Annotated in this window: 11 protein-coding genes; 8 read left to right on the forward strand and 3 right to left on the reverse strand. The window is 50.5% G+C overall.

Annotated features, from left to right (window positions below; all coding sequences use genetic code 11):
* On the forward strand, positions 1 to 1,139 hold a 1,139-nt coding region (locus tag BFJ94_RS22885; protein WP_240431926.1), incomplete at its 5' end, for an ABC transporter substrate-binding protein.
* Between the two features lie 372 nt (positions 1,140 to 1,511).
* Here the strand turns inward: BFJ94_RS22885 and BFJ94_RS22890 are convergent.
* Entirely contained in the window at positions 1,512 to 2,825 is a 1,314-nt protein-coding gene (locus tag BFJ94_RS22890) for a glutamate-1-semialdehyde 2,1-aminomutase (protein ID WP_120464715.1), read from the reverse strand.
* Between the two features lie 75 nt (positions 2,826 to 2,900).
* Complete coding sequence (locus BFJ94_RS22895; RefSeq protein ID WP_120464716.1) at positions 2,901 to 3,974, reverse strand: LCP family protein; 1,074 nt, start codon at positions 3,972 to 3,974, stop codon at positions 2,901 to 2,903.
* A gap of 125 nt (positions 3,975 to 4,099) precedes the next feature.
* On the opposite strand from BFJ94_RS22895, the gene bcp reads away from it, so the two are divergent.
* From bcp to BFJ94_RS22930, 7 genes are all read left to right on the forward strand, one after another.
* Positions 4,100 to 4,576, forward strand: coding sequence for a thioredoxin-dependent thiol peroxidase (bcp, locus tag BFJ94_RS22900; RefSeq protein WP_120464717.1), 477 nt, complete (start codon positions 4,100 to 4,102; stop codon positions 4,574 to 4,576).
* Between the two features lie 666 nt (positions 4,577 to 5,242).
* A complete protein-coding gene (locus BFJ94_RS22905; RefSeq protein ID WP_229716995.1) occupies positions 5,243 to 6,706 on the forward strand; it encodes a polysaccharide deacetylase family protein in 1,464 nt (487 codons plus the stop codon).
* 101 nt (positions 6,707 to 6,807) lie between these two features.
* On the forward strand, positions 6,808 to 7,776 hold the full coding sequence (locus tag BFJ94_RS22910) for an AAA family ATPase (protein ID WP_120464718.1): 969 nt from the start codon (positions 6,808 to 6,810) through the stop codon (positions 7,774 to 7,776).
* The gene (locus BFJ94_RS22915) at positions 7,773 to 9,044 is read left to right on the forward strand and encodes a DUF58 domain-containing protein (RefSeq protein ID WP_120464719.1); all 1,272 of its coding nucleotides are present in this window, start codon (positions 7,773 to 7,775) and stop codon (positions 9,042 to 9,044) included. Before BFJ94_RS22910 ends, BFJ94_RS22915 begins: the two co-directional genes overlap by 4 nt.
* Positions 9,031 to 11,472 (forward strand): transglutaminase-like domain-containing protein, encoded by a 2,442-nt coding sequence (locus BFJ94_RS22920; protein WP_120464720.1) that lies wholly within the window; start codon positions 9,031 to 9,033, stop codon positions 11,470 to 11,472. Before BFJ94_RS22915 ends, BFJ94_RS22920 begins: the two co-directional genes overlap by 14 nt.
* 54 nt (positions 11,473 to 11,526) lie before the next feature.
* The gene (guaA, locus tag BFJ94_RS22925; RefSeq protein WP_120464721.1) at positions 11,527 to 13,065 is read left to right on the forward strand and encodes a glutamine-hydrolyzing GMP synthase; all 1,539 of its coding nucleotides are present in this window, start codon (positions 11,527 to 11,529) and stop codon (positions 13,063 to 13,065) included.
* 159 nt (positions 13,066 to 13,224) lie between these two features.
* Positions 13,225 to 13,524, forward strand: coding sequence for a site-specific integrase (locus BFJ94_RS22930; protein ID WP_120464722.1), 300 nt, complete (start codon positions 13,225 to 13,227; stop codon positions 13,522 to 13,524).
* Here the strand turns inward: BFJ94_RS22930 and BFJ94_RS22935 are convergent.
* On the reverse strand, positions 13,494 to 14,852 hold the full coding sequence (locus tag BFJ94_RS22935; RefSeq protein WP_120460909.1) for an IS4 family transposase: 1,359 nt from the start codon (positions 14,850 to 14,852) through the stop codon (positions 13,494 to 13,496). The two genes, BFJ94_RS22930 and BFJ94_RS22935, sit on opposite strands and share 31 nt — an antisense overlap.
* Positions 14,853 to 14,896 lie beyond the last annotated feature (44 nt).

Genomic DNA, 14,896 nt, shown 5'->3' on the forward strand with positions numbered 1-14,896 from the left:
ACGAGATCGGCGTGAAAATGGCTTCCAACGAGGCTCCGACCTTCTACAACACCTGGGCTACAGAAGCGAACTTCCTGGTCGAGCGCGGCTGGGTGGCTGACATTACGGAGCTGTGGAATAACTGGGAGTACAAGGATGAGATCAATCCGGTTCTACAGGAGCAGTTTATCGTAGATGGCAAAGTGTACGGGATCACTCAGAACGGATATATCACTTCCACTGTCGTGAACAAGAAGCTTCTCGATGATAAGGGCGTTGCCGCTCCGTCGCTTGATTGGACTTGGGATGATATGTACAATACAGCCAAGGCGGTTGCCGAGCCGAAGAAGGGGATCTCGGGTATCGCTCCAATGGGCAAAGGAAATGAAGCTGGATGGAACTGGACGAACTTCCTGTTTGAGGCCGGTGGAGATATTGAGAGCAACGTAGATGGCAAGGTCACAGCTGTATTCAATAGTGATGCAGGCGTCAAAGCTCTCGATTTCTACAAAAAGTTGAAATGGGAAGCGAATGCAATCCCGCAGGACTGGGCGCTCGGTTGGGGTGACGCTGTAAGCTCATTCCAGCAAGGACGGACGGGGATGGTGATCGCAGGTGCTTTTGACGTTGTGCAAGCGGCTTTGAATGAAGGGGGCATGAAGCCTAGGGATGTACTCGTCTATCCGATGCCAGCTGCTGAAGCGGGTGGGAAGCATTACGGGATTCTGGGTGGTAACTATCTCGTCATTAACCCGAATGCAACGAAGGATGAGCAGGAGATGGCCTTCCGCTATATTACGTTCGATTATTTCTCAGAGGGATCGTTGAAGGCGGTTGAAGATACGATTAACGCCCGTAAGGCGGAAGGCAAGTATTATGTTCCGACTCCACTGGAATACTTCAAGGAAGATTCTGAGTACGCCGGCAAGATTCAAGCGGTTTATGACAAGTACGATAACGTGTATAAATATGATTCGAACCTGTTCACATTGCTGGAGGGCAAGCCGGAGGCCCAATTTGGCACCCAGGATTACTATGCAACGATGTCCAACGTAGTACAGGAATCGTTCTCCAAGCAAGACATGGATTCGAAGCAGCAGCTCGATACCGCCGCCCAGTACGTGCAGGAGAATTATTTTGCTAAGCTTGAGGAGAAATGAGTCGGTTGGAATCCTAACGAAACACCACATCGCTATTTGCTCAAAAACAGGGGGTAAGAAAATCTAACGAAACACCATATCGTTATTGGCACCAAATTCAGGGTTTATGCTGCTATTTTTGCTGAATAGCATTACCCTGTTTCGTTACGATTTTCTGAGGCGGTTTTTGGGGCGAATAGCATTACCACGTTTCGTTAGAGTCCCTTGCATAGCTGGCGGGTTCTATAGGGCGTCCCATAGGGGCGCCCGTTCTTATGCCGCCGATCGTATTCCTGATTACTTCATAAAAATACCCCCTGGGACTCAAGCAAATAGCCTGAGCCGCAGGGGGATTCTATGTGTAATCAGTCCAATAAGATGATATTGTGGTGCTTATTTGCCGGCGATTTCCTTAAAGGAAGCTTCAGCCGCTTCAAGTGTGAAGTCGATGTCTGCTTCGGTATGAGCGGTGGTCAGGAACCAGGCCTCGAACTTGGATGGAGCCAGGTTGACACCGCGATTCAGCATCGCGCGGAAGAAGGCGGCGAATGCTTCGCTGTCCGTGTCCTGAGCCTCGTCATAGTTCGTTACCGGATGATCGCAGAAATGGGTCGAGAAGGAGCCGCGAATCTGATTGATCGTCAGCGGAACGCCATGACGCTTGGCTGAATCCGCCAGTCCAGCGGTCAATTTCACAGTGAGGCGGTTCATCTCCTCGTATACCTTAGAGTCTTGCAGTACCTCCAGACAAGCGATACCAGCGGAGATGGAAGCCGGGTTGCCGGCCATCGTTCCGGCTTGGTAAGCTGGGCCGAGCGGAGCGACCTTCTCCATAATCTCCTTGCTGCCGCCATATGCACCGATTGGCAGGCCGCCGCCGATGATCTTGCCAAGTGCGGTCAGATCTGGTTTGATGGCATCGTGGTTGTCCAGCCCCGCATAGGTTTGCGCGGAGCCGTAATGGAAACGGAAAGCCGTAATGACCTCGTCGTAGATAACGAGCGCGCCATATTGACGAGCAAGGCGGCATACGTCCTCCAGGAAGCCCGGCTTCGGCATGACCATCCCGAAGTTGCCGACGATCGGCTCGATCATGACAGCGGCTACGTCGTCGCCCCATTTCTCCAGAGCCTCCTGCAATCCCGTTGGATCATTGAAAGGCACGGTAATGACTTCATGCGCAATGCTGGTCGGGATACCGGCGCTGTCCGGGATACCGAGCGTAGATGGGCCTGAGCCTGCGGCGACGAGCACAAGGTCGGAATGGCCGTGATAGCAGCCAGCGAACTTAATAATCTTGTTGCGGCCAGTATAGGCACGGGCCACGCGGATCGTCGTCATAACGGCTTCCGTACCGGAATTGACGAAGCGGACTTTATCCATCGATGGGATCGCTTCCTTCAGCATAACCGCGAGCTGGATCTCAAGCTCAGTAGGCGTACCGTACAGCGTTCCATTGGCTGCTGCCTCAGCGATCGCCTTCGTGACATGCGGATGGGCATGTCCAGTAATAATCGGGCCATAAGCCGCGAGGTAGTCGACAAAGCGGTTGCCGTCTACATCCCAGAAGTAGGCGCCTTGGGCCTTCTTCATAAAGACGGGCGCCCCGCCCCCAACCGCCTTGAACGAGCGGGAAGGACTGTTGACGCCGCCTACGATATGTTGAAGCGCTTCTTCATATAATACTTCGGATTGTTTCCTGTTCATGTAGCTAACTTCCTTTCACAGTGGTAATAGTGCTTCCAGGCTTTAGGTTCCGGTGGCTTCACCATCTCCTCAGGCTCAAGGCCCGCTGGAAGTATCGGCAGCTTCATTCTTGATCTTCGATGTACTTCCGTCATCACCTGTCGTGGAATTGCTGCTATTCCCGCTGTTTTGTTCGTTGTCTGAGACTTCTTCCGTTTTATTGAATACTTCCTGAACATAAGCTCTCAGCTCTTCTTCATTCCTGACTCCCAGTACATCGGAGCCGCCGACATTCTTCTCGATCAACAGACTCATTGGCGGAATCTGCTCACTGGCTACCATTTTACTGGAATAACCGAGATTGGCCAACTTCCACATATCATTAATCGTCAAGTTCGTATCGATATATGGGTTCACCTTCTCCAATATGGAAGGTAATTTGATCAATGAGGTCGTCGAGATCATTTTATTGGCGACCGCTGTCAGGAAATTGCGTTGACGTTCTGTACGGCTGAAGTCAGAGAGAGCATCATGCCGGAAGCGGACATACTGCAGTGCTGTTTTGCCATCCAAATGCTGTTGGCCCTTCTTTAAGTCGATATCATATTCATGCTTATCGGCTTTACTTGTATAGTGCATATCTTTTTCAACGTAGAAATCTACGCCGCCGATCGCGTCTACAAGCTCAATGAAGCCCTGAAAATCGGTATATACATAATATTGTATCGGAATTCCAAGCAGGTCTGAGACGGCCTTCATCGCTGTGTTCGGTCCATGGGTAATCGCGGAATTAATCCGATTCATGCCATATTCGGGAATTTGGGTGTACGTATCACGCATAATGGAGAATAGGTATCCCCGTTTGGTTACTGGATCAAGTGAGGCGACGAGCATCGTATCGGACCGAGGGATCTCTCCCTTTTTCAGACCGCGTGCATCTACGCCCATCAGCAGGATATTGACCCTGTCGGTCCCTTCCCATTTCGGGGGCTCTGGGGTCTTGGTGGTTTCCGTTGGATTCACCTGATAGAATGGAGAATCTTCACCGACCTTATGGAAATTATCGACTTGATTATAGATCGCGGTGAAATAATAAATCAGGAGTGCGACGATCACAACGAGGACTCCGAGCAGCGACCACAAGATAGCCCGCTTAGTTCGTTTTGTCATATACTCTTCGTTCCTTTCAGAAAAAACGATGATTGCATTTTGATGGCTGTACTTCATACATTATAATTTCTTTTATATGTACAATCAATTTATGATTATTAGTATTCTTTTAGGAGGTTTTTATTATGGATCAGCAAACAATCGAATTGGGACAACCTGTTCCAGACTTCCAGCTGCCTGCAAGCGGCGGTCAGACTGTGAGCTTAAGCCAATTCCGCGGGCAGAAGGTCGTCATCTATTTCTACCCGAAAGACATGACTCCGGGCTGTACCCAGGAGGCTTGTGACTTCCGTGACAATCATAGTGCTATTACCGGTCAAGGAGCAGTCGTGCTGGGGATCAGCGGAGATCCGGTGAAGTCGCATGACCGGTTTGCCGAGAAGCAGAACCTTCCATTTCTACTGTTGTCGGATGAAGACCATGAGGTGAGCCGGTTGTTCGGGGTGTGGCAGCTTAAGAAAATGTACGGCCGTGAATACGAGGGCATCGTCCGCTCCACTTTTCTGATCGATGAAGAGGGACGGCTGGTTCGCGAATGGCGCAAAGTCAAGGTCAAGGGACATGTGGGAGAGATTCTGGAAGCGATAAAGGAGCTGGCCTAGATTGCTCTGGCGTTTGTGTAATGGACATATTGGACGTGATAGGAGCGTTGGTCATGCTGGGCGTTTGGTGCATTTGACAGAGATTGGGGGCATATGGAGATGCGCGTTTGGTGCGTCGGGTAGTTAGGAACATTCAGCGCACTTGGCGTGTTGGGGACATTTGGCGAACTAGGTACATTGGCAGTATTGGCACCCTTGGGGGTATTAGGAGAATTTAGCACAATTGTCGCAACGTCCGATCCATGTGCCTACACCATGCAAACCACTCGCATGAGCTCGAAACCTGCAAAAATGCATCTTTTACCGCACCAAACCCTCTGTTTTTAGATAAAGCCTGCGAATATGCAGGCTTTTCCCACTTTCACCTGGAAATCAGGCCGATATTAGGAAAAAAACTGCATTATCGCAGGAATTTACTCTCGAGGACGGGAGTGTAGGCAAAATTCCTGCATAATTGAAGGCTTTTGAAAAAGCGCGAGCAAGTCTTTGGGAACCCGGAGCTCTAACGAAACACCATATCGTTATTTGAGTGAAAATCCGTCACGCACCCCTTTTTTCCTCGCAATAGCGATACGTAGTTTACAATTCCATACTAGTCTATTTTGTTCTCTCATCACATACAATCTACCAGATGCTAAATGATTCATATAGGCGGAGGTAGAAATAATGAAGAGAAGATTATTTTCCAGTCTTGTGCTCGTTCCGATTGTTTTTGTGGTGCTGGCATTCACGCTTGGTTCGCTGTTGGTCTCCCGGGAGGCGGGAATTATGGAAGCTTCAGCTACTCCCTTCGAGCGCAGCGGGAAGACGGCTGCGGTGAAGATACAGAATAAGCTGGCTGCCAAGGCACAGACCGAAGATCAAGCTCGGAATCAGAAGCAGACAGAGGCGCAGGGACAATTCACACTAGAGGAACAGCTACGAGGACAGGATCAAGCTTCGAGCGTGGCGAGCAGCAGTGCTAGCTTGGGACAGGCTCCTTCAGGACTGGATTCAGATAAAACGAAGGTCAGGGCGCAGGCGCTATCCGCCAGTGCTCCGGCTGTCATGCCCAAATCTGATCAAGCGGAGAAGATTGTCTATCTCACGTTTGATGATGGGCCCAGCAAATTGACCGACCAAGTATTGGACATTCTGAAAAAAGAGGATATTCCCGCGACCTTCTTTGTCTTGGGCGAGCATGCGAAAAGAATGCCAGAGGTTATCACCCGGATTGTCGAGGCGGGTCATGTGATCGGCAACCATACCTATAATCATGATTATAGTGCGCTGTATCAGGGCTTCAGCACATTTTGGGGACAGATCAAGGATACGGAGGAAGTGCTGCTGGGGATCACCGGAGCGCGGCCGGAGTTGATCCGGGCACCGGGCGGCACCTATGGGCATTTTGATCAGACCTATTTCGATCTGTTGCAGCAGGCGGGATACAAGGTATTTGACTGGAACATAGATAGCGGTGACTCCAAACGGAGGGGGGTGCCTGCCTCAGAGATTATACGCAATAGCACTCCTAAGAATTTAAGTAATGAAGTCATCGTACTGATGCATGATGGGGCTGGGCATGCGGAGACGGTGAAGGCGCTCCCGGAAGTTATCAAATTTTATAAAAAGCAGGGCTATAGCTTCCGCGCGCTGTCGGTTGAGCAGAAACCCGTACAATTTCAATTGTCCAATAAAATAAAGCATTCAGGGCGTAAGGCTCCGTCCCGGGCTTGGATCGAGAGCCATATCATGCCGAACGCCGCCTTATTCGGTCCGGGGCTTCCGCTATATGTCGAGGCCGGTGGAGTACAGACGAGGCTGGATGCAGGTGAATACGTTTGGCAGGACGGACAATATCAGGTGCCGCTGCGGGCGGTGATGGAGCGCCTGGGGGCCCAAGTGTCCTGGGATCGTGCGAATCGCAGCGCCATCATCGCTTGGGGAGATGCCAAGATCATTGTAGATACGCAGCAAAATACAATAACGTCGGAGTCTGAACGGGGCACTACATCATCCACTCGTTCGATTGCGATTACGCATAAGAATGGCGCTCTATGGGTGCCGCTACGGCCCATTCTTGAGACTACAGGCCATCCTATTATCTCGGCTTCCTCTACTAAAGACGAGCAGCGAGTGAAGGCGAATTAGGATTAGGCTGCCAGAGCATTCGCTCTTCTAATGTCTATTTCCGCTAATTTCTGGGGAGACTGATTGATAGATTCAATCGCGGAAATGGAGGAATGGAAGAGATGAATCATGATCAGGCACATGAGCTGCTTGAACGGCTGGTAAGCCGGATAGAGCGTGTAATTGTAGGCAAAAGAGCGGAAATCGAACTTATTCTCGTATCGATGCTATGCGGTGGACATGTATTGCTAGAGGATGTACCGGGCGTTGGAAAGACGAGGCTGGTGAGAACATTGGCGGCCTGTGTAGGTGGCTCCTTCGGCAGAATTCAGTTTACATCCGATCTGATGCCTGCGGATGTCACCGGAGTGACAGTATATCATCCACAATCTGCAAATTTTGAGTTCAGGTCCGGGCCGATCTATGCCAATATCGTGCTTGCGGATGAATTGAACCGAGCTGCTCCGCGCACCCAATCTGCACTGCTGGAAGCGATGGAGGAGCGAAAGGTCACGGTAGACGGGGTTACAAGGCCGCTGCCGGAGCCTTTTCTACTATTCGCAACGCAAAATCCGCTAGAGTACGAAGGAACATATCGCCTGCCAGAGGCTCAACTAGACCGCTTCTTGATGCGACTGTCCCTCGGATATCCAGAGCCGGAGCAAGAGCTTGAAATGCTTGGACGCCTGAGCGATCCGTGGGCTACCGCAGGTATCAAGCCGATCATGCTGCCGGAGGAGATCGCTGCCATCCAGCGCCATGCCAGAACCGTCCTGGTCGATGACAGGATCAAGCGGTATCTGGTCTATGTGGCGGACGCCTCCCGGCGGCATCCGCAAGTCTCGCTTGGTATAAGCCCTAGAGGTACGCTCTCATGGCTTGCGGCCAGTCAGGCACTGGCATTCTACAAGGGGCGGTCCTATGCTGTGCCCGATGATGTCAAGCTGGTGGCGGAGCCCGTGCTGGCGCATCGTCTTATATTGACTGGTGAGGCCAGAATCTCCGGGCTGCAGAGCCGTCAGGTAATCGCTGAGCTGTTGAATAACATGGAGGTTCCCGTATTTCACCGTACGACAGGTGTTCCATCATGAGAGGGCTGAAGTGGATCTGGCTCCTGATGTCGGCGCTGCTGCTGACGGGTCTGTATTTTTGGAGGGGCGGGGCAACTCTACTATATCTATGCTTGCTGCTAGGCTTAGTTATATGCCAGGGGGCATTTATAGTGTTATTCGGCCCCCGGTCCATCCAGGTACAACGATCCTGGCAGCCTCTCCAGCCGAAGGCAGGAGAACCTGTAAAGGTTACGCTTCGTATCAAGCTGTCCGGGGGCTTGACTGTGCCCTGGCTGCTTATTCAGGATAAGCTGGCGGTTCAGGCTGAAGGCGATAGCCAAGATCAGGAGTGCGTAGGTGGCAGCCTAGTGCCAGGCAGGTTCCGCAAGGACTATATAGTTAAATATGATATAACCGGGCCGCAGCGTGGAATCTATGGGGGAGAGCCGATAGTTATCAGCTATGGCGATTTTTTGGGTTATTTTAAAAGGACGATACAGGTACCCATGGCAGATACGATGTACATACATCCTGCTAATCTGGCAATCTGTCCAGAGGAGGAGCAAATGGCAGCTCGTGGGGATGAGATCAGCCAAGGATCTCTCCAGCGACTGACGAAGGTGAGCCCGTTCACGGAGCATATTCGCGAATATTTACCCGGGGACCCGTTGGGCCGCATCTATTGGAAGGGCGCAGCGAGGACAGGAACACTATTAACTCGCATTCCGGATGAGAGGGAAACAGCAGCTTGTAGCTTGTGGCTGGACACAAGGCACAATGCATATCTTGCTGAAGAGGAGGACAAGCGGGGAGAAGTATCTACCTGTGACGTATTTGAGCGGTCTGTTGGGGCGGCGGCTATGTTGCTGCAGCGGGAGCTTGCCAGATTGTCTGATCGAGAATCCGGCAGCGACGGTACGCTTGATTTCAGATATGGAAGCAGATCGGAAGGCATATCGTTGTCGGGACAGGAGGGGCTTAAACGAGGGCTTGATTTACTATCCGGTATTAAGCTGGAGCCTGCTTCCCCGCAGCTGGCGATCACCGTGAATTCTCTATCCTCTCGTGCAGGAGCGGTACATAAGCTGATCACGGGTCGGATGACGGCAGAATTTGCTTCGGCTGCGCTGCGGTTAGCTGAGGCCGGCTGCAAGCTGGAAATCTGGGCTGGGGCTGGAACGGCTGGCGAGCCGATGATAGAACCGTGGATAGTACGTCTGCGGCAAGCGGGTGTCGCTTATATCGACCTATCTGCTTATTTATCCGCCAGAACTGACCGCGGAGGTGTTCGTCATGTCAGCGCCTAGACTAGAAGGGATGACAAATGGTTCCTCGCTAGGTACAGAGACCTCAACCCGAGGGGGATTTCATCCTTCATTCAGAGCGGATGCTATCCATAGAATTGTAGTCTCGCTGTTACTGTTTGCTTTGTTCGCTGAATGGCTGCATCCGTTGCAGAAATTGATTGGGGATGATCAGAATAGAGTCGTCCTTTTTATGATGCTTACAGGTGCTCTGTTGCTGATCGGTTGCCTTAATCTAGGCATACGGTTCACAATTTGGCTGTATCCGCTACTTGTCAGCAGTGCCATGTATTATCTATATGGGCTCGGTACGGGGGGAAGTTGGTTCATTAGCTATATCCAAATGCTAGGCCATGATCTCGCGGAAATTATTCAGTCGGGTAGATTGTATGGATTGAGCATAGAGTCTCGTGCTTTACTCCTGCTGATCGGCTGGTCGTTGCTGGTTGTCTCGGTGCAGATATTGGCTCTGGGTAGACAGAGTATTACTCTGTTCTTCACGGCGTCAATCGTCTATTTGCTGGCGCTGGAACTGGCCGGGGAGCGGGATATATATGCTGGAATCGTCCGTACGTTGTGTTGGGGTCTAGTCCTGCAGATGATTCTGTTCAAAAAAAGACTGGAGGTTCTGGCGGGAGAGGCAGAGTCTCATTCTATGGAACCGATGGCAGCACAGCCGACAAGATCGTCCATTCAGAGCGCAGCACCTGCTAAGGACAAGGGGGCGCCGCGCGGATGGGGGAAGGTCTGGCCAGCGGCTGGCGTGATTCTTATGCTGGCTAGTGTATGGGGGGCAGCTAGACTTGTCGAGGCGGTTCCTGTCCTGCCTGTTAGAGAAATCGCCTGGAATGAAGTGATTCGCGCCTGGGAGGACTGGAGCGGTGCCCGGCTTGGGGAGCATCAGGCGAGAGCCTATAAAGTGTCAGGGTACGGTCAGGATGATACGAAGCTGGGGGCAGCGCTTAGTTTGCGCCATGAGCAATACTTCACAGCCTTTTCGCCTTACAGAACTTACTGGCGCGGAGAGAGCAAGAGTGTGTATACAGGACAAGGCTGGAGGGAGCCTGACTCTGACCGCAGGATTTTAACAGGTTCCGATTTAACGGATTCGCATAGCCTATTTTCTTCATCTCCAGCTGATCAAGATCATAGGGGACAAGTTAGTGGCGAGGAACAGGCTTTTGAGCAGACGGTCATATTTGCAAGACCTGAGAAGAGGAGCGTTCCTCTGTTTGCGGGTGGCCTGCCAGCGGGGGAAGGTCATTTGTATATCGATGAGAATCTGCGCGAGAAGCAAGGCGGTATCATATACGATGCTTCTGCTGAGGCGATGTTCAGTGATTTGCCTTGGCAAGAGAATCTATATGGCTACAGGGTCAGCGTCAGACCGCAGCAATATTCTATAGACCAGTTGCGGAGCTCGCCTGCAGGCGATCCTCCTGCATCGATTAGTGAGCAGTTTCTCCAACTGCCTCAGGGACTGCCGGATCGGGTACGGGATCTAGGAACCAAGCTGGTGAGCCAGGGCGATAGCAGATATGAATCGGTCACAGCGGTGATGAATTATCTGCAAAATACCTATAAGTATAATCTTGATACCTGGCTACCACCGTCTGGTCAGGACTTCGTGGATCATTTTCTATTTGTAAGTAAAAGCGGGTACTGCGATCATTTCTCTACTGCGATGACCGTCTTGCTGCGCAGTGGAGGGGTGCCGACCAGATGGGTCAAGGGCTTTGCGCCCGGGAAACCCTCGGCTGAAGATCATCGACAATATACGGTTAGCTATGCGGATGCGCATTCTTGGGTGGAGGTTTATTTTCCCGATATAGGCTGGGTGCCCTTTGATCCGACTCCGGGGTTTGAGAGTTCGCCAGTGTTTGGTGACGCGGATAGTCTGGGAACAACTGCTGAGAGTAAGTCCAGGCTGTTCATAGAGCGGATTGGGAGGGTTGTTCTCGAATGGAAGCAAGGGCTGCTTGAGGCAAAAGATATCGCTTGGACAAAACTTGAGCCCCATTGGCTCGTATGGACGAGCGTAGCGCTGAGTTTTCCGGCTGTTTTGTGGATGATTTGGAGCTATAGGCGGGAGCTATTCCAAAAGAATGTTATACGGTTGCGGCTGCTTCTGCTCAGGTCACGTCGTCAATTTCCGGGTTCCGGCGAACTGCTGGCGGCTGCGGATATCGTCTGGTGCCATTTATACGCTTGCTTTGGCTCGAAGCCTAGGGGGATGACCGCGCGGGAATATATTGAAGCGATACAGGGCGTCAGCCGAGAAAATAAAGCGGAATTGGATGATTTTTTCACTAACTGGGAAAACCTCTACTATGGAGGAATTAGATTGGGACGACAAGAGAGTGTAAACTTTTTGAGACGATGCAGTCATTTGGCACTGCGTTGCCGTTATCTCCCGCATGATCTTCCTTGACGACATCTTTCGTAGTTGCGTATAATTATTGTCATTAATTGAGGGAGGCCAGGTATGAATAAGCCAAATGAAATCATTGTTGTTCTGGACTTTGGAGGACAATACAACCAACTAATCGCTAGACGGATTCGCGACTTGGGCGTGTACAGCGAATTGTTGCCATATAATACCCCGGTGGAGCGTATTCGCGAGCTGGCGCCAAAAGGAATCGTGTTCTCCGGTGGCCCATCCAGTGTTTATGCGGAAGATGCTCCGCATATTGACCCGGCTATATATGACATCGGCGTACCGATCTTCGGGATCTGCTACGGTATGCAATTGATGGCGCATCAGCTCGGAGGTAAGGTAGAGCGCGCTCTGAAGCGTGAGTACGGTAAAGCTGATGTTGATTTTGACAGCAAACTAGGTCTGGTTAAAGGTCTGGATACGAAGCAAACGGTATGGATGAGCCATGGTGACCATGTTACCCAATTGCCTGAAGGCTTCGAAGTAGCCGCTTCAACCGGTTCTGCACCGATCGCCGGCTTCGTTAATAACGAGCGCAGCATGTACGGCGTTCAATTCCATCCGGAGGTTCGTCACTCTCTGCACGGGAATGAGATGATCAAGAACTTCCTGTATGAAATCTGTAAGTGTGAAGGCAACTGGAGCATGGAGACCTTCATTGAGGATACTATTCAAGATATCCGCAATCAGGTTGGCGACAAGAAGGTATTGTGTGCTTTGAGCGGCGGGGTAGATTCCTCGGTCGTAGCTATGTTGATTCATAAAGCGATCGGTGATCAGCTTACTTGTATGTTCATCGACCATGGCTTGCTGCGTAAAGGTGAAGCTGAGAGCGTGATGGAGACCTTCGTCGGCAAGTTTGACATGAAGGTTGTCAAGATCGATGCCCGCGAACGCTTCCTGTCGAAGCTGGCCGGAGTAGAGGATCCTGAGAAGAAGCGTAAAATTATCGGTAACGAGTTTATTTACGTATTTGACGAAGAATCCAGCAAATTTGATGACTTCAAGTTCCTGGCGCAAGGTACTCTGTACACGGATATTATCGAGAGTGGTACAGCGACTGCACAGACGATCAAGTCTCACCACAATGTTGGCGGCTTGCCGGAGGACATGAAATTTGAGCTAGTTGAGCCGTTGAAGGCTCTGTTTAAGGATGAAGTCCGTAAGGTCGGCGAAGAATGCGGCCTGCCGAAGGAAATCGTCTGGAGACAACCGTTCCCTGGTCCAGGTCTAGCTATTCGTGTACTAGGTGAAGTGACGGAGGACAAGCTGAAGATCGTTCGTGATTCCGACTACATCCTGCGTGAAGAGATCGCCAAGGCAGGTCTTGACCGCGAAATCTGGCAATACTTCACCGCATTGCCTAACATGAAGAGTGTAGGCGTAATGGGTGACGAGCGTACTTACTCTTACACCGTCGGCATCCGCGCCGTAACCTCCATCGACGGCATGACCGCCGACTGGGCACGTATCCCTTGGGATGTGCTGGAGAAAATCTCGGTACGGATCGTCAACGAGGTAGAGAATGTCAACCGCATTGTGTATGACGTTACTTCTAAGCCGCCGGCTACGATTGAGTGGGAATAGGTTGGACAATGTTCATATTGGCTGATACTTAGAAGCCTTGATGTATAAGGGTTCTTGGCGTTGGTGAGTATGGGATTTCCAATTTACCTGCAACTATTGAATGTTCAAAATTACTCTCTTTTATCTGCGTTGTTTAGCAAATAGAAGGGAGTATTTTTTATGACCAAAATTAGGGAATTGATTCAGGATTTCAAGCTTAATCAAGAAGTTTTGGGTCGTGTGAAACGGTATGTTGATGTGTGCATGTTCCGCTTGAACCGTTGGGAAAGGTTCATGGAGAAAGAGTTAGGGATTGTTGAAGTGGAGGATGTAAATCAGCTTCACATTAGAAAGTACATTCAGGAGCGGCAACGTATAGGGCGTGAAATCAACCGAACAATAAATAACAACCTTGCTACTCTGAAAATATTTTTTCAATTCTTAGTAGCTCAACTTTCGCAGCTTAATTTCGGCAGGTAGGCCTTGATGTAATTAGGCAAACCAGCGATCCATTGCTGGAGTTGTGTCTGGATGAGTATTGTGATCTTCTTACTGGCCTTCTTGGCGATATCCTCAAGCAATTCAATAAGTTGTGTTAAGGCGACTGCCCAATCTAGTTGACTTACTTCGTCGCACAGCAAATGAAATAAGCCGCCCAGCGTGCGGTTGTCAGTGCTTTGTCGGTGTTGCCATGCCAGCAAAATGTAACGTGAAAAGACAATCGTCGTATGACTAATCAGCAGGTCATAAGAACGGCCCTGAAACTCCTTTTGTAGACGCAGCAAGGATTTGGCGCACTTGAAAAACACTTCAATATCCCAACGAATTCCGTAAATCCGGATAATTTCTTCTTCGGGGATCGAGAGATCGGTGCATAGAATCGCAAGCCATTCCTTCTTCTTCGAGCGGTGGCGGACAAATACCATCATAACCGGAATCCCTGGGGATAACTCGGTACGGATGGAACGTAAGATTCCCTTGTTTTTTCCTTGGACAGGGGTTGCTCTAAAGTAAAGCTCTTGCAAAGTTAATCGGCTTCCGCCAACAAGATAACGCTTCTTGTCATCTTTAACCATGCCGATCACATCCAGACCGCGATCAAGTATCGATTGGATCAATGGGGCATGAGTGAACCAACTATCCATGAGGACGTATGAAGCCTGCACACCCGCTGAAAGCGCCCGATCAATCATCGCCGGAATGACTTCAGGAGCAGGAAGCAAAGCTTCAACTCGCCGCTTGTAGCCGGACGTACGCTTATCAATCTCTTGCATGATGCCGTTCACTTGAGACTTCATCGAAGCAAGCAAGGAGAAGTCCACCGGAATGAACGTATGGCCATCTGACCAACCTAGAGTAAGCATACGAAATCCCTTATAGTAGCACCCCGTTGCATGGTCTTTAAATCGGGAAAGCAGTTCAACCGCTTTGCTGCGATTGCGCTCGAACATGGAGTCGTCAACTACAAATACGGATACGCGATCTTCTCCCGTTAGCGGTTGAATTTTCTCAATTGTAGAGGAACTGAGCAACGACAGAAACCGCCGCCATGCATAGCCGCTGTGATTCAGGAAGCGATAGACCGCATCTTTGCCAGGAAAGGATGCACCTTTCTCGCTTTCCAGTAGACGAAACCAGTTCTTGTGGTGGAACAAAAGGACAAAGACAAGCTGGAATAAAAACGAACAGGTATAACCGAATTTCTTTTTAAAGCCCGCTGTTCTTAGGTGTTGCAGTACTTTTAGTTCTTTAAAGGCTGGTTTAATTTCATTTGGAAGTTGATTCTGCTGTACGTTTTGTTCTATCATGTAGAGGACACCTCTTCTGCGTGGTAGTGATTGCTTAGGACACT

This window comes from Paenibacillus aceti, from assembly GCF_003614185.1.
In the GTDB taxonomy this organism is placed as follows: Bacteria; Bacillota; Bacilli; order Paenibacillales; family Paenibacillaceae; genus Fontibacillus; species Fontibacillus aceti.

Excerpts from the sequence above, each read along its gene's own strand:
- BFJ94_RS22895 (WP_120464716.1), bottom strand. The coding sequence starts at position 3,974 with ATGACAAAACGAACTAAGCGGGCTATCTTGTGGTCGCTGCTCGGAGTC.
- BFJ94_RS22905 (WP_229716995.1), top strand. The coding sequence starts at position 5,243 with ATGAAGAGAAGATTATTTTCCAGTCTTGTGCTCGTTCCGATTGTTTTT.
- BFJ94_RS22930 (WP_120464722.1), top strand. The coding sequence starts at position 13,225 with ATGACCAAAATTAGGGAATTGATTCAGGATTTCAAGCTTAATCAAGAA.
- BFJ94_RS22890 (WP_120464715.1), bottom strand. The coding sequence starts at position 2,825 with ATGAACAGGAAACAATCCGAAGTATTATATGAAGAAGCGCTTCAACAT.
- guaA (WP_120464721.1), top strand. The coding sequence starts at position 11,527 with ATGAATAAGCCAAATGAAATCATTGTTGTTCTGGACTTTGGAGGACAA.
- BFJ94_RS22915 (WP_120464719.1), top strand. The coding sequence starts at position 7,773 with ATGAGAGGGCTGAAGTGGATCTGGCTCCTGATGTCGGCGCTGCTGCTG.
- BFJ94_RS22910 (WP_120464718.1), top strand. The coding sequence starts at position 6,808 with ATGAATCATGATCAGGCACATGAGCTGCTTGAACGGCTGGTAAGCCGG.
- BFJ94_RS22935 (WP_120460909.1), bottom strand. The coding sequence starts at position 14,852 with ATGATAGAACAAAACGTACAGCAGAATCAACTTCCAAATGAAATTAAA.
- BFJ94_RS22920 (WP_120464720.1), top strand. The coding sequence starts at position 9,031 with ATGTCAGCGCCTAGACTAGAAGGGATGACAAATGGTTCCTCGCTAGGT.
- bcp (WP_120464717.1), top strand. The coding sequence starts at position 4,100 with ATGGATCAGCAAACAATCGAATTGGGACAACCTGTTCCAGACTTCCAG.